An 18,654-nucleotide genomic window follows, 5' to 3' on the forward strand; every position below is an offset into this window, starting at 1 on the left:
CGGTCGGGCCGCAGGTGTTCGGGCCGCGGGACCGGACCCCCGCAAGCGCGTGGCCCCGCGTCGCGACCACGGCCGTACGGGGGTCGCCGAGCCGCCGGATCCGGGAGCCGCTCAGCCGGAGGCGAGGGCGGCGTAGACGACCAGGTTGTCCTGGTAGCCGCCCTTCGCGCGGTCGTAGGGGCCGCTGCAGGTGATCAGGCGGAGGGCCGGTGGTCCGGTGTCGGTGTAGACGCGCTCCTCGGGCAGGGAGTTCTTCCCGTACTCGCGCAGGGCCCGGACGGTGAAGGTGACGGTGGACTGGTCGTCGCGGGCGAGGACGATCCGGTCTCCGGGGCGCAGCGAGGACAGGCGGTGGAAGGCGCCGGGGCCGGTCGCCGAGTCGACATGGCCGACGACCACGGCGGCGCCGGGCTGGCCGGGGGCGGGTCCGTCGCTCCACCAGCCGACCTCCGACGCGTCCTCCGGGACACCGAGGCGGCCGTCCTGCTGGACCCGGAGGTCCCGGAGCGGCTTTTCGAGGCCGAGGGCGGGGATGCTGAGGAGGATCGGCGTGGCCGAGGACTCGTGCGGGGCGGAGGGGGTGTCCGCGGAGCGGCGTACCGGCAGCGAGCCGACCTCGACGTGGTCGGGCAAGTGCGGTGGAGGGGCGGTCAGTTCGGCCGTTCCGAAGGCGGCGAGGGCGATCCCGGCGCCGACGGCGACGGCCGCCACTATGCGGCGGGTCAGCGCGGCTCGCTCTCCGCCGGTGCGCCGCGGCAGGCCGCCCCGCTCGATGCGGGGCGGCCTGCCCGAGGGGGCGGGGGCGGTCATACCCGGCCGGCACGCCGCCGGCGCAGGGCGAGCACTCCGGCGCAGGCGAGGAGCGCGCCGCCGCCGAGCGCGGTGACGGGGACGACGGGGAAGCCGCCGCCGAGCGCGGTGCCGCCGAGGCCCGCGCCCACACCGCCTTCGGGGTGCAGGTTCTCGGCCTGGTTGACGGCCGCCGTATTGGGCAGCGCGACGTACGGGAAGGAATCGCCGGGCTGGCGGTAGGGCTCGTCGACGGCGTCGCCCGCGGCCAGCGCGGGCACGATCTTGCCGCTCTGGGCGGCGCCTTCGAGGGCCTGCAGCTCGATGTCGACCACGTCGTCGTTGAGGCGGCGGCCGTTGGGGAAGCCCTGGAGGTCCTTGCCGAGGACGCCGAGGCGGTTGGGGTGGGCGGTCGGCGGGACCGACATGTTCAGCCGCAGCTCCTCGGCCGGGAGGATGGCGCTCTTGTCGGCGTCGGCGTTGAGCTGCTGCGAGTTGAGGTCGGCCTTGATGGGGCCGCAGCTCTTGCAGATGCCGGTGAGGAAGATCTCGACCAGGTCGTTGCGGGGCGTGGCGGGGGCGGGCACCCCGTAGATGTTCTCGATCAGCTTCGGGACGATCGGGTCCTTCACCTTGTCCACGACGGGCGTGACGGTGTTGTCCTTGTCGGGGCTGAGGCCGTTGAAGGCGTCCTTGTACTTCAGGGGGACGACGACCTCGTTGACCAGCGGGTGGCCCAGCCGGGAGACCTGGCGCCAGCCGCTCTCGCCGCCCTTGCCGGGTACGCCCTTGCCGTCGCGGCTCCCGCCCGCCCGGGGCGCGGTGTTCTCGCTGCCCTTGCTCCCGGCGCCGGTGACCTCCGCGCCCTTGCGGTCGGTGGTGGACCAGACGCCGATCACGGGGTTGCGGCGGACGTCGCCCTTGAGGGCCAGGTCCTTCTTGGGGACCTGGATCGCGAGGGTGTTGACGTTGTACCCGGCCAGGGTGTTGTGGCCGGTCTCCTTGAGGTTGCCGCCGTAGAGGAGGTCGAAGATCCGCAGGTCGAGGAAGAAGGAGTCGGAGGCCTGCCCGGCGAAGGTCACGCCGCCGCCGGGCAGTTGGGTGACGGCCTCGTCGCGCAGCGCGGCGTAGTCGGGCATCGAGGCCTTGCCGACGTTGGAGGGCGCCGCGGGCGCGTCCTCCACGAGCGTCTTGGTGTTCCCGCTGCTGTCGGTGGAGGTCAGCTTGTAGGTCTGACGGAAGTTCAGGGTCTCGTCGTCCACGGACCGGACGACGCCGGTGTTGTAGAGGAACTGGTCGGCCGCGTCCCGGACATGGTCGGTGAACGTCCAGGTGTAGGTGGTGTCCGGCTTGCCGTTCCCGTCGCTGTCGATCCTGATGTGGTACTGCGCGTCGTTCGCGAACGGGTAGAAGGTGGGACCGCCGTTGGGCTCCTCGAAGGGGATCCAGTTCGCCACCAGGGTCACGGTGTCGGGCTTGTCCGGGCTGGTGAAGGCGTAGACATCGGTGTTGTCGGCCTTCGGGTCGCCCGAGGTCATCGGTGCTTCGCGGTGGCTGGAGGCCGAACTCGTGCCCGGGGCGAGGCCGGTGAGGGCCGCGGCGGTCACCAGGGAGAGTGTGCCGACTGCGGCGAGGGCGCGTTCGGTACGCCGGGTCGCGGGACGTTTTCGGGAGCGCAGGAGAGACTGCATGGTCGATCCGTTCCGGTGGGGCCCGTTGCGAGGGGCCGTGGGTGCAGGGCGGAGCAGGCGGTGCTCGACGCGCCACAACGGGCCGGGCAAGGTCTCGCCGGGAGAGCGGCCACTGCGCGGTAAAAATCCCATAAGCGACATATGCGTCACCAGAAGAGCACCACGGGTGAACCACCGCGGCAATCGGCACGGGACCGGAAGGGGACACGGACCGCGTCCGCTGTGCCGCCGGACCGGTCGGCCGCGCGGGGCCGGGCGGGTGAGGTGCGGGCCTCGGGGGCCGGAGCGCACGGCGACCGGGCAGGTGCGCCGTCACCGCCGACCGCTTCCAGGTGGCCGGACCCGGCCCGCCGGACGCGCGTCTACCACACCCGCGGCGACGCCGTCGGCCCGCTGCCGGGTCCTCCAGAAGGAGGAGAAGGCGGCCGCGGCGGAACCGGGACCGTGCGGACGTGCGTCGAGGCGGGCCGGTCTCGGCGGATCCCCTCGGCACGAGCGCTCCCCGCCTCGCGCCCCTCCCGACCGACCACCCACCGGACGCGGGCTCCCGCCTGCCGGGCGCTCAACTCCCCTCGGTACGTGACGAGTTCAGGCGTACAAAAGACGCGACAAGATCGGGCATCGGGCGGCAGGCGTCAGATGCCCGACGTCGGGCATCGGGTGTCAGATGCCCGACGTCGATCGTCGGGCGTCGGGCGTACGGAGATGCCCGGCCGTCGCGGTGTGCCGGTTCACCAGGGTCCGGCGCAGGCGCGGAGGGTGAGTCCGGCGCCGACGACCAGGACGAGGCAGGACGTCAGCACCGGGCCGAGGCGCGCCAGGCGCCGCAGGGGAGCGAGCCGCGCGGCGGCGAGGCGGGCGCGGGCGTCGAGGCGGTCGCGCAGGCGGACGAGGAGCAGACCGGCGAGGGTGAGGGTGCCGGCCATGCCCAGTCCGTAGGCGAGGACGAGGAGGACGCCGAAGGCGGTGCGGCCGAGCGCCACCGCGCCGAGCAGGACGACCAGCGCGGAGGGGCTGGGCACCAGGCCTCCGGCGACACCCAGGCCGATGAGCCCCCGGCGGCTCGATGTCCTGGCGCCCTTCGCCGCCGGGGTCCGGGGCGGGGCAGGGGGGTCCTCGGTCAGTACGGCCGTCTCGCCAGGGGCGGCCGTCTCGCCGAGGGCGGGGTGCGGGGGCGCGGTGGCCGGGATGGTGAGCACCTGGTCGTGCGGGTGGGGGGTGTGGGCGTGGTCGTGGTCGCCCGAGCCGTGCGCGTGGGGCTCGTGGTGGTGAGGGTGGCTTTCGGGGCCGTGGTGGTGAGCGTGGCCTTCGGGGCCGTGGTGATGAGCGTGGCCTTCGGGGCCGTGGTGGTGAGGGCCGCCCGGTCCGTGGTGGTGGCCGCCGGGACCGTGGTGGTGACCCATGGGCCCGTGATGGTGGCCGCCCGGTCCATGGTGATGACCGCCCGGGCCATGATGGTGATGGTGATGGTGGCCCGCCTCTCGCCCCCGTAGGGCCGAGTGCAGGAGCCAGGCTCCGATGGCGGTGACCAGGAGTCCGCTCGCGAGGCCCAGCCAGGTGAGGACGGCTTCCCCGGCGAGGCCGGTGGACAGGGGGAGGGCGAGGCCCAGGACCAGGACGCCCGCGGTGTGGGTGAGGGTGACGGTGACGCCCACGGTCACCGCGTCGCGGGGCGTGCCCCGGCGGCCCGCGAGATAGGCGGCCATCAGGGTCTTGCCGTGTCCGGGCATCGCGGCGTGCGAGGCGCCCAGGACGACGGCGAGCAGCAGCGCCAACAGGCCCAGCGGGAAGGTCAGTTCGTGGCGGCCGACGAGTGAGTCGAAGGTGCCGGTCACCTTTCCCAGGGCGGTGCCGACGGGCCCCGAGTCGGGCAGCGCCGAGCGGACTGCGGCAGCGGCGCCGCTGCCGCCGGGCTCGGCCCGCAGGGTGGCGGACCGCTGGTCGAGGGGGCTCGCCAGCGGGTCCTGGGGGTAGCGCCGCAGCTCGTCGGTGGCCGAGCGGTTCGGGACGTCGGACGCGGTGAGGGTGACGCCCTCGCCCCGGGCGGTCACCTCGTGCCAGCCGATGCGCGCGGTGTCGTAGGCGGTCCGCAGGGTGACCCCGGCCGGGGAGCGGAGGTCCGCCGGGGCGGTGAGCGCGCAGCTCAGTCGGCTGGTCCGCAGCCCCGCCTGGCCCGGGTGGTAGCTCAGGGCGCTGCGGGGGCGCCGCCAGTCCGCGAGCGGGCGGCCCCGTACGGCCACCCTCAACTGGTCTGCCAGCAGGGCGCATTGGGCCGCGGCGTAGCGGTGCGCCTCGGCGGCGTCGACGCTCCCGTCGTGGTCCCGGTCGACGCGCGGGCGCTCCTGGGCGGCGGCGATCTCCGCCCGGTCGACCACCACCAGGGCGTCCACGCGGCCGGGGTGCAGGGTCACCCCGGTGTAGTGGTTGACCGTGAAGTTGCCCAGGGGATGGGCCACCGCGGGCGCCGCCCCGGCGAGCACGGCCGCGCAGACGAGCAGGACCCCGGCGAGCACGGACAGGCTCCGGCGCACGGCGGCCGTCGTCGGACGCCAACTGCACGCCTCCCGAGGCGAGTTGGCCGACATCCGGCGCGGCTCATTCGTCATCCGGCGCGACCCGGCAGTCGTCCGGTACGACCCGACCGTCACCCGGTGCGACCTGGCGGTCGTCCGGTACGACCCGACCGTCACCCGGTGCGACCCGGCGGTCCTCCGGTACGAGCGGACCGCCACCCGGCGCGACCCGGCCGTCATCAAGGTCATCCAGCCCAGGGCCAGCACGCTGGCGGGCATCGGCTTCATCGGTTGCTTCGGCTTCCGTCGTGGGTTCATCGGGCGCGGCGGTCCGCGGCCTCGTCGGGTGCCCGGAGCCGGGCGCGGGCCTCGGCGGCGTACCGGGGGTGGAAGTGCGGGTCCAGGGCGAGGGCCCGTACGTGGTCGCGGCGGGCGGCGGCGGGGTCGCCCAAGGCGCGGTGGATCTCCGCGCGGTGGTAGTGGAAGAGGGCGCTGCGGGTGCCGAGGGCGAGGGCCTTGTCGGCGCGGGCGAGGGCCTCGGTGTCGCGTCCGGCGCGGTGCAGCGCCCAGGCGGCGGCGTCCTGGACCGCGAGGAACGGCCGCCCCCGCAGGGTCTGTTCGGCCATGGCGACGGCCCTCTCCGGCTTGCCGTGGTCCGCCTCGAAGAGGATCGCGTCCACATCGGCCGGGCCGCCGCCGCTGCGGCGTACCCGCTCCTGGGCCCGCAGCAGCGCGTACTGCTCCTCGGCGCCCGCCCGGTCGCCGGTGGCCTCCCGGAGTTCGCCGAGGCCGAGCAGGTACTGCGGCAGGGGCGCGACGGCGATCGCCTTCTCGTAGTCGGCGACGGCCTTCGCCGTCTCGCCGAGGGCGGCGCGAGTCCGTGCCCTGGCCTCCAGGAGCCCGCTGTCGCGCGGCGACTCCCGCAGACCCGCCCCGGACTGGCGCAGCGCCTCGCGCGGATGGCCCGACTCCAGGGCGAGCAGGGCGAGATGGGTCCGGGCGAAGGCCCGCTCGGGGGCGCCCGGCGCGGCGCGCAGGGACCTGCCCATCAGCTCGCGCGCCTTCGGGAGGTCGCCGCGCAGCTCCCAGGTGTAGGAGGCGCGGGCGAGCGCACCGGCGTCGGGCCGCAGGTCGACCATGCGCTGCACGGCGCGGTAGGACTCCTCGTAGCGCCCCAACTGGGTGTAGGCGTCGCCGAGTACGCCCTGTGCCTCGGCGCTCGACGGATTGGCGGCGGCCGCCTTGCGGCCCCAGTCGAGGGCCTCGGTGAACCGGTGCCGGGCGGCGGCGAGCGCCCCCATCCCGATCTGTGCCTGGTAGTTGTCCCGTGGCTGGACCTTCAGCGACCGGCGCAGCGCCTGCTCGGCCCGTTCGTAGGTCGCGGGATCCGCGGTGGTGCGCGCCTGCTGTACGTAGGCCATGCCCAGGCCCGCCCAGCCCGCCGGGTCCTTCGGCACCTGCCGCACCCGCTCGGTCAGCGCGGCCACCGAGCCCCGCTCCGACCGCCCGGCGCCGGGGCCCGAAGCGGCGGTGCGCTCCTCCCCCGGCCCCTCCCGGGAGCCGAGCACGACGGCGCCGGCCAGGAACAGGGCGGCGCCGAGGACGAGCACGGTGGCGGTACTGCGCAGGCCGCGTCCGGCCCGGCGTACGGGTGCGAGGACGTGGAACAGCCTCGGCAAGGGATCCTCCCCGGTTCCTGCGGTGGCCCCCGGCCGGGCGGAGGGGGAAGGAGCCCTCCGCCCGGCCGGGGATGACGGGTGACGGTGCGTCAGCCGAGGTGGCGGCGGCGCCACAGGCGGAAGCCGCCGGTGCCGAGCAGCAGCGCGCCCGCGCCGCCGAAGGCCGCGGCGTGCTTGTAGTCGCCCGGCATGCCGGGGTCACCGCTCTGCCCGCTGCTGACGTTCTTCGTGTGCGGCAGCGCCAGGTACGGGAACCGGTCGCCGAAGGGCACCTCGTTGGTGTCGACCTTGTCGCCCTCGGCGAGTTCGGGGACGAGCTGCCCGGTCTGGGCGGCGCCCTCGACGGCCTGCAGGGAGATGTCGATGACGTCGTCGGCGAGGCGGCGGCCGTTCGGGAAGCCCGCCAGGTCGCCCGCGAGGACCCCGAGCCGCTGCGGCTCGGCGGTCGGCGGCACCGCCATGTTCAGCCGCAGCTCCTCGGCCGGCACGATCTGCTTCGCCGAGGCGTCCTTGTTCAGGCTGTGGGCGTTGAGGTCCGCCTTGATCGGGCCGCAGGCCTTGCAGATGCCGGTGAGGTAGATCTCCGCGAGGTCGTTGCGGGGAGCCTTCGGCGCGGGGATCCCGTACACCTTCTGGATCAGCTTCGGCAGGATCGGGTCGTAGACCTTGTCGACCACGGGCTGCACGGTGCGGTCCTGGTCCGGGGAGAGGGAGTTGAAGGCGTCCTTGTACTTCAGCGGGACGACGACCTCGTTGACCAGCGGATTGCCCAGCCGGGACACCTGGCGCCAGCCGGTGTGCGGCTGGGTCTTCGGCGTGTTCGGGGCCTTCGGGGCCTGCTTGCGGCTGTCGGTGACCGTGGCGCCCTTGCGCTCGGTGGTCGACCAGACGCCGACGACCGGGTTGCGCGTGGAGTCGCCCTTCAGGGCGAGGACCTTCTTGGGCACCTGCAGGGCGACGGAGTTGACGTTGTAGCCGGCGAGGGTGTCCTCGCCGCGCTCGCTGAGGTCACCGCCGTACAGCAGGTCGAAGACGCGCAGATCGGCGAAGAAGGGGTCCTCCGCCTGGCCCGCGTAGGTCTGCCCGCCGCCGCGCACCGGCCGTACCGCCTGGTCGCGCAGCTTGCCGTAGTCCGGCATCGAGGCCTTGCCGGTCCGCGAGGGCGCGACGGGCGCGTCGTGCAGCAGGGTCGTGGTGCCGCGGGCCGTGGTCACCGTCAGGTCGTAGAACTGGCGGAAGTTCAGATCCGGGTCGTTCAGCGAGTCGACCGGGCCGGTGTTGTAGAGGAACTGCTGGGCCGCATCGCGGATCTCGTTGCGGAAGCGCCAGGTGTAGGTGACGTCGGCCTTCCCGTCACCGGTGTTGTCGATCTTGATGTGGTACGTGGCGTCATCGGCGAAGGCGTAGAAGCTCGGACCGCCGTTGGGCTCCTCCATGGGAATCCAGTTGGCGGCCAGGGTCACCGTGTCCGGCTTGTCGGGGCTGGTGAAGGCGTAGGTGTCGGTGTTGTCCGCCCGCGGGTCGCCCGCGATCATCGGCGCCTCGCGGTGGCTGGAGGCGGAACTGACACCGGGGGCGAGGGCGAGCACGGCCACCCCGGTCGCGAGGGCACCGGTGCCCAGGACGAGGAGTGACTGATCGAGGGCGCGCCGCTTGCGGGGCGCCGGATGACGGAGTGTCAAGGCTGATCCTCTCGGCTGCGGGTCCGCCTGCCCGGTTCTGCTGGGGGCGGGGACCCGGTGGGGGACGGCACCCCGAAGGGCACGAGGGCGAGACCGTCCGGGCGGGCACCGCGGCGAGGAACACCCGCGGTTCACGCACCGCCGCCCGTCGAATTCGCGAGCCCAAGAAGAGCACGAGAAAAGCGGCGATATGCCACATATCCACGGGCGCGCCCCGGACCCCCTGGGCCAATTGCCCAGGAAGCGCAGGTGACAGCGTCACGCAGAGACACCACGGCGCCTCAGATCGGTCACGACACGAGAGAAGCGCCGGGCTCCACGCGGGTGACGGCGGCGCCTGTTGCCGGAGAACCCTTCTTGCCAATTCCTCGCAATAAGCCGAGCCGATCCCCACTGCTGCCACCCGGGGCGGACGGGTCGGCGGCGACCCGGCCCGACCCGTCCCGACCCCCGCCCCAGTAGCCCCCTACCGAGACAAGGCAGTGACCACCGCCGCCGTCAGCGCCGCGCGTTCGACCATGCCGCTGACCGTGGTGTTCTCCGAGCGGGCGTGGGCTCCGGAGCCGGTGGCGCCGAGGCCGTCCAGGGTCGGGACTCCGGCCGCGACAAGGAGGTTGCCGTCGCTGGCGCCGCCCACGGATGCCTCGTGCAGCTCCCAGCCGAGCGAGGAGGCGCAGGTGCGGGCCAGTTCGGCCAACTGCGCGACACCGGGGGTGCGTTCGAAGACGGGGCGGTTCCAGTCGCCGGACACCTCGACCGTCGTGCCCGGGTCGACGGGACGGAGTGCGGCCAGGGCGGCGCCGATCCGCTGCTGCTCGGCCGCGGTGGCCACCCGTACGTCGAGCCGGGCGACGGCGCGTCCGGCGGTGACATTGCCGCGGGTGCCGCCCTCCACGACCCCGATGTTGAGCGAGGTGCCGGCCGCCGGGTCCCGCAGGGCGGTCAAGTGGAGGATCTGGTGGGCGAGTTCGTCGATGGCGCTCGCCCCGTTCTCGGGGTCCAGTCCGGCGTGCGCCTCGCGGCCGGTGACGGTGAGGGTGAAGAGGCCGACCCCCTTGCGGGCCGTCTTCACGGCGCCGTCGGCCGCGGCCTCGAAGACCAGGGCGGCGCGGCTGCTGCGTGCCTCGGCGACGATCGTCTCGCTGGAGGTGAGGCTGCCGGTCTCCTCGTCGCCGTTGAGCAGCAGGGTGCAGGCCGGGCGGGGCAGCCCGAGGGCGTCCAGCGCCTTCAGGGCCCAGACCGCCTGGACCAGTCCGGCCTTCATGTCGAAGACCCCGGGCCCGGTGATCCGGTCGCCCTCCCGCCGGAACGGCCACTGCTCCAGGGTGCCGGTGGGCCAGACCGTGTCGTAGTGGCCGAGGAGCAGCAGCGGGTGGGCGCCGGTGCCCGGGTAGCGGCGGATCAGGAGGTCGCCGGTGTCCGCCCGTCGGTGTATCTCCTCGGCTTCGGGGGCGCCCAAGGCGCCGTCGAGCCAGTGGCGCAGCCAGGCGAGGCAGGCGTCGAGGGCCTCGGGGTCGGTGCTGGAACTCTCCTGGGAGGTGTAGGCCGCCAGGTCCGCGACCATCTCCTCGCGGTGGTCCGCCAGCCAGTCCTGGAGGGCGGCCGCGCTCTCCTCATCCGCACTCCGGGCGACTCGCTCCGCACTCCAACTGGCTTGGTCCGTAAGCGGATTGACTTGGCCCGCACTGCAACTGGCTTGGTCCGTACTCCGAGTGGCTCGATCCGCACTCCAACTTGCCTGGTCCGCACTCCGACCGGCCTGACCCGTGCTCCAACTTGCCTGGTCCGCACTCCGACCGGCCTGACCCGTGCTCCAACTTGCCTGGTCCGCACTCCGACCGGCCTGGCCCATGCTCCAACTTGCCTGCGGCGCGGTGGAGTTCGCCAAGCGGTCCAGGGTGTCGAGGCGGGTCTCCGCCATCAGGCCGGGGTCACGTTCCAGTTCCCGCAGGCCGTCCAGGACGGCGCGCAGGACCGGGGTGGCCACCCCGTGCAGCTCGGCCTGGGCGAAGACCTCCGCGTAGTGCGTGGTCACCTCGACCGGTCGGCGGCGTACCGCCAGGTCGCGCCAGATTCCGCTGCGGTCCTTGGACTGGGTGCGCAGCCAGGCGGTGAGGCGGGCGGTCGCCGCCCGGCGCGTCTCCGGGTCGGCGCCCCGGCGGAAGGCGCCCGGCGCGAAGGCGTCGAAGGGCTCCAGGGTGACGCCGAGGGCATCGGCCGCGTCGAAGACCTCGGCGGCCACCGCGTGCATCGTCGCGGGATGGCGGTCGATCAGCTCGGCCATCGGGGCGTCCGCGAGGGCGGTCGCCGCCAGCATCGCGCCGAAACCGGCCTTGGCCCACAGGTAGCCCTCGACGTTGTCGCTGGCCACGGCGGGCCCCCAGCTGCGGAGGTCGGAGACCAGCGAGGCGACGCGCGGGGAGACGGGGGCGCCGTGGCACTCGCCGACCACCAGGGCCCCGGCGCCGCCGTCGAGGACGACGCCCGGTTCGATCACGTCGGCGAAGATGTTGACGAAGGCGGCGAGGGTGCGGTGCGGCCCGAGGCGCTTGGCGATCAGCTCCTCGTTGAAGCCGTTCTGCAGCGAGACGACCCAGCCGCCCGGGGCGAGCCGCGGCACGATCCAGTCGAGGGCCGCGTCGGTGGCCTGGGCCTTGACCGCGAGGAGTACGCGGTCGACGGTGCCGTCCCAGGAGTCCGGGGTCACCGCCTCGACCGGGACGCTCTCGCGCTGCTCGCCGCGCGCGAGGGTCAGGCCCCGCTCGCGGATGGCGGCGACATGCGCGGTGTCGGTGTCGACGAGGCGGACCGGGTGCCCGGCCCGGGCCAGGCTGAAGGCGAGCGTGCCGCCGATGGCCCCGGCGCCGACCACGGTGTACGTAGGGCTGTTCATGCGGGATGTCCTTCCGTGGCCCGGGCCCCGGCGGGCGCGGCGTCACAGGTGCGGTGGGTGTCCTCGGCCGGGTCCGGCGGCCAGATCCGCGGCAGGTGGAGCGCACCGGTGCCGGAGCCTCCGTCGACGCGCAGGATCTCGCCGGTGATCCAGGAGGCGTCGGGACCGGCGATCCAGCGGACCGCGCGGGCGATGTCCTCGGGAGTGCCGGCCCTGCCCAGGGGGTTGGTGCCGATGGCCGCGGCGTACTGCGGGGAGACCGGGTTGGCGGCGCTGTCGACCGGGACGAAGCCGGGGCTGACGGCGTTGACGCGGATGCCGCGGGGGCCGAGTTCGAGGGCGGCCGCGCGGGTGGCCATCTCCAGTGCGGCCTTGGAGCTCGCGTACGGGCCGCCGCCGGGGCGGGACCTGAGGGCCGAGCCCGAGGAGATGTTGACCACCGTGCCGCCCCGCCCGTGCTCGGCGGCCAGACGCGCGAAGGCGGCGGTGGCCAGGACCGGGGCCCGCAGATTGACGGCGAAGAGGCGGTCCCACTCGGCGGCGCCCACCTCCGCCATGTCGAGGGAGGGGTAGCTCCCGGCGGCGTTGACCAGGACGTCGACCGGTCCCCGCGCCGCCCAGGCCCGCCGGACCAGGTCGGCCGGTGCCTCGGGGCAACTCAGGTCGGCGCCGAGGGCGTCGGCGGGGCATCCCGCGCCGGCGAGGTGGGCGAGCAGGGGGCCGAGGGCCTCGCGGTCGCGGTCGGTGAGGGTCAGGGCGGCGCCGTCGCGGGCGAACTCCTCCGCGATCGCGCGGCCGATGCCGCCGCCCGCCCCGGTGACCAGGACATGGCGCATCAGCGGAACTCCTTGTTCTTGGTCTCCGGCATCGTCAGGTAGACGGCGAGGGAGATCAGCGAGGCCGCGCTGACGCACAGCCACAGGAGGTGGCCGTGCCCGCTCTCGTGCATCCAGGTGGTGAGGTACGGGGCGGTGCCGCCGAAGAGGGCGACGGCCAGCGCGTACGGCAGGGCGATACCGGTGGCCCGCAGCTCGGCGGGGAACTGCTCGGCCATGATCACCGCGCAGTTGGCGGAGTAGCCGAGGATCAGCAGCATCCCGGTCAGCTGCACCAGGAAGAGGCTGAGGAAGCTGTCGCCGAGGAGGTGCAGCAGCGGCCAGGCGAGCAGCGCGAACCCGCCCGCGAAGGCGGCCATGGTCGGCCTGCGGCCGAGCCGGTCGGAGAGCAGCCCGGCGAAGGGCAGCAGGACCACGAAGACGACCAGGCAGAGCGTCTGGGACAGCAGCGCGCTGCTCAGCGGGATGCCGGTGGTGAGATTGGCGTACGTCGGCAGGTAGTTGACCCAGATGTAGTACGTCAGCGTGCCCGCGATGGTGATACCGGCGACGCGCAGGGCGGCTCCGGGGTGCTCGACGAACATCGCCTTGAGCGGGTTGGAGCGGGTGCGGCCCGCGCCCCTGGCCCGGGTGAAGGAGTCGGTGTCCTCCACGGAGACCCGCAGCCAGAGGCCGACGAGGCCGAGCAGTCCGCCGATCACGAAGGCGGCGCGCCATCCCCAGGCGTGCAGGTTCTCGTCGCTGAGGAAGGAGGTGGTGACGGTGCCGAGGAGGGAGGCGATCAGCACGCCTCCGGCGACGGACACCTGCTGCCACGATCCGGCGAAGGCGCGGCGGCCGGTGGCGGCGGACTCGACGAGGAAGGCCGAGGAGGAGCCGAACTCGCCCCCGGCGGAGAAGCCCTGGACCAGCCGGGCCAGGAGCAGCACCAGCGGGGCGAGGACGCCGATCGCCTCGTAGCTCGGGGTCAGGGCGATGACGAAGGCGGCGCCGGCCATCAGCCCGACCGTCAGCGTCATGCCCTGCTTCCGTCCGCGGCGGTCCGCGTAGACGCCGAGGACGGCCGCGCCGACCGGCCGCATGACGAAGCCGACGGCGAAGACGGCCAGCGTGGACAGGAGGGAGGCCGCGCCGTTGCCCGAGGGGAAGAACTCGTCGGCGATGATCTTGGCGAAGATCGAGTAGAGGGCCCAGTCGACCCACTCCACCGTGTTGCCGATGGTCCCGGCGACGATGGCCTTGCGCTGCTTGCGGGTGAGTCTGTGCGTGGTGTCCGCGGCCGTGGCCGTGGGGGCCTGGGTGCTCATGGGGTCTGCTCCGGGTTCTCGGGGACGGGAGCGGCGGCCCGGACGGTGCGGGCCAGGTCTGCGTGGGTGGCGTACCAGACGCCTTCGTGCGCGCCGATGTGTTCGAGGAGTTCGCGCAGCACGATCAGGCGGGAGCGGTGGCCGATGACGTGCGGGTGCAGGGTGAGCTGGAAGACACCGCCGGTGCGGTAGGCGGCGTCGAACTCGTCCGCCCAGATCTCCCGCACGTCCCGGGGGCGGCTGTGGGGGCGGACGGCGCCGTAGCGGTCCATGGTGAAGTACGGGGCGTCGTCGCGGATCCAGTCGACCGGGATCTCGACGAGCCCGGTGGGCCGCCCGCGGGCCAGGATCTCGTACGGCTCGTCGTCCGCCATGAGCGAGGAGTCGTAGGCGAACCCGAGGTCGAGGAGGGTCTCCAGGGTCGAGTCGGAGAAGTCCCAGGACGGGGTGCGGATGCCGGTGGGGCGCTGCCCCGTGAGCGTGTCGAGGGTCTCCAGGGCCCGGCCCACCAGCTCCCGCTCGTCCGCGGCCCCGAGCAGGGTGTTGCGCTCGTGGATCCAGCCGTGGACGGCGAGCTCGTGGCCGTCGCGGGTGTACGCGCGGGCCTCCTCGGGATGCAGCAGCGCGGAGACGGCGGGCATGAAGAAGGTCGCCGGGATCCCGAAGCGGGCGAGCAGGTCCAGGACGCGGGGGGCGCCGACGCGGGCGCCGTACTCGCCCTGGGCGAGCAGTCCGGGGGTGGTCTGCCCGTCGCGCAGCGGGATGGTCTCGTGGTCGGGGTCGAAGGACAGGGCGACCGCGACGCGGGCGCCGCCGGGCCAGCGCTCGGGGCGCAGCGGGCGTCCGGCGCGGACCGCCTCGACGTGGCCTCGCCAGGTCGTCTCGGGCCATTGCCAGCTCGGGGAGGTCGTCCCCTGGTCGGTCGTGGACACGGTGCTCTCCGGGGTGGGAGGGAGGCGGGCGTGGCACGGGGGCAGGCCGGTCCACGCCCACGGCGGGTGCGGTCTCCTGGGCGGGGGTGGGAACGAGGGGGCCGTCAGCGGAGGCGGGACGGCCGGTACGGGAGATATGCAGATGTGCGGAGGTGCGCGGTCACGGCCGTGCGCGGGGCGGGGGCCGGGTGGCGGGCGGGGTCAGCCGACCTGGTCCAGCCGGGTCCACGCCCCCTTGAGGGTGGCGAGGTGCACCGTGACGTCGGAGGCGTTGAGTCCCGGCAGAGCGCCGATGACCTCGCCGGTGTAGGGGAACAGATCGGTACGGCGGGGCAGGACCATGTGGCCGACCAGGTTGAACCGGCCGGTGGCCGCGGCCAGGAACTTGGTCCCCGGATGACGTGCGAGCTGGCGGCCCGCGGCGTCGAGCTGGTCCGGCTCGATCGAGAGCCAGACCATGAACTCGGCCTGGTAGCCGAGCAGTGCGGGTTCGACCAGGGTGCGGAAGTGCAGGATCCCCCGCTCCACCAGCCGGTCGAGGGCGCGCGAGACGCTGGACTCGCCGCGCTCCAGCCGCCGGGCCAGCGCGCTGACCGGCATCCGGCCGTCCTCGGCGAGCGCCTCCGCGACGGCCGCTTCGAGACCGGAGAGCGCTTGTGGCGTACGGTCCCAGTCGTCGCGGTCGCACGGTGGTGCGAGGGTGGCGGGCCGCAGCTCCGCGGCCGCCTCGGGGGGCAGCAGGCCGGTGTCCCACATCGCCGCCGAGGTGAAGCTGCGGATCACGGCGACGCACTCGGTGCTCGTCATCAGGTGGGCGCCCGGCAGGTCGGTGAAGAGCAGCCTCATGAGCTGCTCGTTGTCCTGGGCGACGAAGTCGACGATCAGGTCGGCCGTGCCGGTGACCACGGCCAGGAACCGCGTCTCGGGACAGGAGGCCAGCAGCTCGGCCAGCTCCAGCCCCTTGCCCGGCTTGGCGTGCACCCGTACCAGCATGGAGGAACCGCTCTCGGTACGGTCCAGCTCCAGCGCACCGACCACGTGCACGAGCTTGCGGTGGCGCAGCGCCTGGTAGCGCCGCTGAACGGTGGTCTCGCTGGCTCCCACCCAGCGGGAGATGGCGTTCCACGAGGCACGGCCGTTGAGCTGGAGCGCGGCGATGACGCGGCGGTCCAGCTCGTCGATCATGCCGGCGTGGGAACGGGTTCTCATGGCGGGGACGCTAATCACCCGGCCCGAAACCGGTCAATGCCGAAATCCTGCACGCAGACGCCCCACTTCGATGATCTCCCTCGCCAGGACGCGGTGGCGGAGGGGAAAACCGCAGATCGACTGCCGGGGGTGCGGACGGCGGGGCGTGCAGGATCGCGGCAGGGAGGGGGTGGATTTTTTTGGTGGGGATCTTGGAGGTGGCCGAGTCGGCGGGGGGGGACGCCGGGTCTCGGGGTACGGGGCACGGTCGGTCGGCGTGAGCCCGCCGGGATCGGGGCGGGCCGGGCGCACCATGGCGCGGGCGACAGGCGGCGGCAGGGAGTGCGGGGAGTGCGGAGGCAGGCCGGTGGAGACCGGCTGTGCTTCCGGCCGTCGGAGAACCGGCCGTCGGAGAACCGGCCGTCGGAGAACCGGCCGTTCGGCGAAGGGGAGGGAAAGCGCCCGGCACCTCACCCCACCCGCACCGACACCGCCTCGTACACCACGGCCGAACTCCTGGCCGCCCCCCGGCACGTCAGTTGGCGCGGGGGCGTGCGGTGGGCGCGTACCCGGACCTCGAGGTGCGGCGGGTGCGGGGGGCGGCCCAGGAGGCGGATGTGCCAGGTGGTGTCCTCGCGGACCGTGCCGGTGACCGCGTAGTCGTATCTGCCCGCCGGGCCGAAGCGGGCGAGCGCCGCGGCGACGGCGGCCTGCTGGGGTGGGAAGAGGGTGGTGTAGCCGCGCAGGTGGTCGGCGTGGATGCGGTCGGCCAGGTGTTCCTCGACCACGGTGAGCGAGGCGGCGGCGTCGAGGTTGCCGTAGTAGACGCCGTCGGGGACGAGGACGAGGTTGGCGGCGAATCGGTCGCCGCCCACATGGGTGCACTCCCACACCAGGTCGGGCCAGCGCGCGCTGAGGACCCGGCCCACGGGGCGTCCGCGGACGGCGCAGCAGGCGTCGTGCCTGCCGTGGGCGCAGACCAGGATCACCGGCGTACGGTCCGGCTTCCCGGGTGTTTCGAGGGCGGTGGCGATCTGGGCCAGGTCCTCGTCCCGCTGCCAGACGCCCCACTGCTGGTGGAGGTCGCCGGAGGCGTCGTGGCGCAGTACCGCCCAGCGGGTGGGCTCCTCGGGGCGGCGGCGGCCGTGCCGTCGGATGAGGAGGATCCGGGCGCGCAGTGCCTGGGCGGCGGTGAACACGCGCGCCTTGGTCGCCGGGTCGAGGGCGAGGCCGTCGAAGCCGTTGGTGGGCCAGCTGCGCCGGTACTCGACCAGGACCCAGACCGAGCCGAAGGGCGCGGTGCCCGCCAGGGGGTCGCCGCGCACCCGTGCGGCGTCGGCGCAGAAGAACCGCTCCGCCCGGCCCTCCCGTCCGGGCGCGGTCACCGGTCGGCGGGCACCAGGACGCCCGCGCGCAGCAGCCGCTCGGCACGTTCGAGGCCGAGCTCGCCGGCGGTACGGATCCGCCCGTCGAGCAGCCGGGCCACCGGCGCGAGGTCGGCCTCCGCGAAGTCGAGCCAGCCCACCCGGGTGACCAGCCGGGTCCCCTCCCACCGCGGTTCCAGCGCCTTCCGCAGGCGCACCGGCGAGCGCGGGCCGAGCGCCCGCAAGGCCGTGAGCTGGGCCAGGGGGCCGAGCGGCGCCGGGCGGGCCTGGCTGCGCCGGGCGCGGTGGAACAGCGGCTCGGGATCGGCCTCGGCCACCGCGGCGAGCAGGCGGGTACGGACCAGGTCCAGCTCCTCGCCGAGGCCCTCCGCGCCCAGCGGCAGCGCCCGGCGCGCGGCGGGGTCCTCGCCGAGCGCCGCGAGGGCGGCCCGGGCGAGCTGCTCGGCCAGTGAGTGGCGGGTCCAGGCGTGGACCCCGAGGGTGAGGTGCACCGAGACCTCGCCCCGGGCCTCGGCGGAGTGCAGCCAGCCGCGCGGCAGATAGAGGACGTCGCCGGCGCGGAGCACGGTGTCCAGGTGCGGCGTGCCGTGCGCGGCCGCTTCGGCGACGGCCGCCCGGTGCCCGGTCCACGGCTGGTCGCGCAGCGGATCGGGCAGGACGGGCTCGTGGACGGTCCACCGCTTGGTGCCCTCGATCTGCAGGACGAAGACATCGTGGACGTCGTAGTGCGCGTCGAAGCCGCGGTTGTCCGGCGGGGTCGCATAGGCGTTGGCCTGCACCGGGTGTCCCAGCTCGGTGCCGAGCGCGGAGACGAGCCCGGCGACCGGCTCCCAGGTGCGGTGCAGCGCCTGGAGGACGAGCGTGGCCCCGTCGGCGAAGGCCCGCCACAGGGCGGTGTCGTCGAGCTGGTCGGCGATGGCGGCCCCGGCCCCCGCGGGCGAGGTGAAGGAGGCCTCCGGCAGCGTCGAGCCGTCCTTGGCGACCCGGAGGAACGGCGTGCGCAGCCCCCGGCGCGAGACCAGCTCGTCGACCGCGGCCGCGGAGAACAGATCGGAGAAGTCGCTCGCGCCCCGGGTCAGCAGCGCCGTACGGGACCAGACCTCGCGGGCGAACTCCTCCCGGCTCAGCCTGGTCAGACGAGACTCCAGGACACCGGCGTCCTCCGTGCCGGTGTCCTGGAGTGCGGTTCGCGAGGCGCTCAAGACGAGGCGCTCAGGAACGGTCGGCCTCGCCGTCGGCGCCACCGTCGTGCACGCCGGGAGTGCCTGCCGCGCCACCGTCCGCCGGACCCTCGGCCCCACCATCGGCACCGCCGTCATGAACCCCGGGCGTACCCGCCGCGCCACCATCCGCGGGACCCTCGGCCCCACCATCGGCACCACCGTCGTGGACTCCGGGCGTACCCGCCGCGCCACCGTCCGCCGGGCCCTCGGCCCCACCGTCGGCACCACCGTCCTGGACCCCCGGCTTGCCCGCCGCACCGCCGTCCGCGGGACCCTCGGCCCCACCGTCGGCACCGCCGTCGTGGACACCCGGCGTACCGGCCGCGCCACCGTCTGCGGGACCTTCGTTCTCGGGATGCGTCATCGTTGCCCTCCGAAGTTCGCTCTTCGACCGTTGGCTCTTCGACAGTTCGCTCGCGGACCGTTCCGCTCCCGGGCCGTTCGTTCCATTTCGTTCCCGGACCGTTCGCTCGGCGACTCGTGAGTTCCCGGAGCCTGATGTCGCGGGCACTCACCAGGCACATTGCAGGGAAATG

General features: G+C 74.1%; 13 protein-coding genes. 1 reads left to right on the forward strand and 12 read right to left on the reverse strand.

Going from position 1 to position 18,654, the window contains the following annotated elements:
• Positions 1-111: 111 nt before the first annotated feature.
• The 12 genes from MID12_RS14200 to MID12_RS14255 form a co-directional block, all read right to left on the reverse strand.
• Entirely contained in the window at positions 112-810 is a 699-nt protein-coding gene (locus tag MID12_RS14200) for a class F sortase (protein WP_263167520.1), read from the reverse strand.
• Positions 807-2,480: a DUF4331 domain-containing protein gene (locus MID12_RS14205; RefSeq protein WP_263167521.1), complete on the reverse strand. Its 1,674-nt coding sequence runs from the start codon at positions 2,478-2,480 to the stop codon at positions 807-809. The genes MID12_RS14200 and MID12_RS14205 overlap by 4 nt, the downstream gene beginning before the upstream one ends.
• A 731-nt stretch (positions 2,481-3,211) precedes the next feature.
• Positions 3,212-5,086 (reverse strand): sulfite exporter TauE/SafE family protein, encoded by a 1,875-nt coding sequence (locus MID12_RS14210; protein ID WP_263167523.1) that lies wholly within the window; start codon positions 5,084-5,086, stop codon positions 3,212-3,214.
• Positions 5,087-5,307: 221 nt separating this feature from the next.
• Complete coding sequence (locus tag MID12_RS14215; RefSeq protein ID WP_263167524.1) at positions 5,308-6,672, reverse strand: tetratricopeptide repeat protein; 1,365 nt, start codon at positions 6,670-6,672, stop codon at positions 5,308-5,310.
• Between the two features lie 89 nt (positions 6,673-6,761).
• Complete coding sequence (locus MID12_RS14220) at positions 6,762-8,354, reverse strand: DUF4331 domain-containing protein (protein ID WP_040250657.1); 1,593 nt, start codon at positions 8,352-8,354, stop codon at positions 6,762-6,764.
• A gap of 466 nt (positions 8,355-8,820) precedes the next feature.
• Positions 8,821-11,247: a 2-dehydropantoate 2-reductase gene (locus MID12_RS14225; RefSeq protein ID WP_263167526.1), complete on the reverse strand. Its 2,427-nt coding sequence runs from the start codon at positions 11,245-11,247 to the stop codon at positions 8,821-8,823.
• The gene (locus MID12_RS14230; RefSeq protein WP_263167527.1) at positions 11,244-12,083 is read right to left on the reverse strand and encodes an SDR family NAD(P)-dependent oxidoreductase; all 840 of its coding nucleotides are present in this window, start codon (positions 12,081-12,083) and stop codon (positions 11,244-11,246) included. Before MID12_RS14230 ends, MID12_RS14225 begins: the two co-directional genes overlap by 4 nt.
• On the reverse strand, positions 12,083-13,390 hold the full coding sequence (locus tag MID12_RS14235; RefSeq protein WP_263167529.1) for an MFS transporter: 1,308 nt from the start codon (positions 13,388-13,390) through the stop codon (positions 12,083-12,085). The genes MID12_RS14230 and MID12_RS14235 overlap by 1 nt, the downstream gene beginning before the upstream one ends.
• Positions 13,387-14,322: a polysaccharide deacetylase family protein gene (locus MID12_RS14240; RefSeq protein ID WP_040250667.1), complete on the reverse strand. Its 936-nt coding sequence runs from the start codon at positions 14,320-14,322 to the stop codon at positions 13,387-13,389. The genes MID12_RS14235 and MID12_RS14240 overlap by 4 nt, the downstream gene beginning before the upstream one ends.
• A 201-nt stretch (positions 14,323-14,523) precedes the next feature.
• Positions 14,524-15,507 (reverse strand): Lrp/AsnC family transcriptional regulator, encoded by a 984-nt coding sequence (locus MID12_RS14245; RefSeq protein WP_263173143.1) that lies wholly within the window; start codon positions 15,505-15,507, stop codon positions 14,524-14,526.
• 473 nt (positions 15,508-15,980) lie between these two features.
• Positions 15,981-16,895 carry a sucrase ferredoxin gene (locus MID12_RS14250; protein ID WP_263167532.1) on the reverse strand — a complete coding sequence of 305 codons (915 nt, stop codon included), beginning with the start codon at positions 16,893-16,895 and terminating at the stop codon, positions 15,981-15,983.
• On the reverse strand, positions 16,892-18,097 hold the full coding sequence (locus MID12_RS14255; protein WP_263167534.1) for a cupin domain-containing protein: 1,206 nt from the start codon (positions 18,095-18,097) through the stop codon (positions 16,892-16,894). Before MID12_RS14255 ends, MID12_RS14250 begins: the two co-directional genes overlap by 4 nt.
• Here MID12_RS14255 and MID12_RS32455 point away from each other — a divergent pair.
• Positions 18,066-18,602 (forward strand): hypothetical protein, encoded by a 537-nt coding sequence (locus MID12_RS32455; RefSeq protein ID WP_263167535.1) that lies wholly within the window; start codon positions 18,066-18,068, stop codon positions 18,600-18,602. The two genes, MID12_RS14255 and MID12_RS32455, sit on opposite strands and share 32 nt — an antisense overlap.
• The last annotated feature ends 52 nt before the right edge of the window (positions 18,603-18,654 follow it).

Source organism: Streptomyces sp. SCSIO ZS0520 (assembly GCF_025643355.1).
Lineage (GTDB): Bacteria > Actinomycetota > Actinomycetes > Streptomycetales > Streptomycetaceae > Streptomyces > Streptomyces physcomitrii.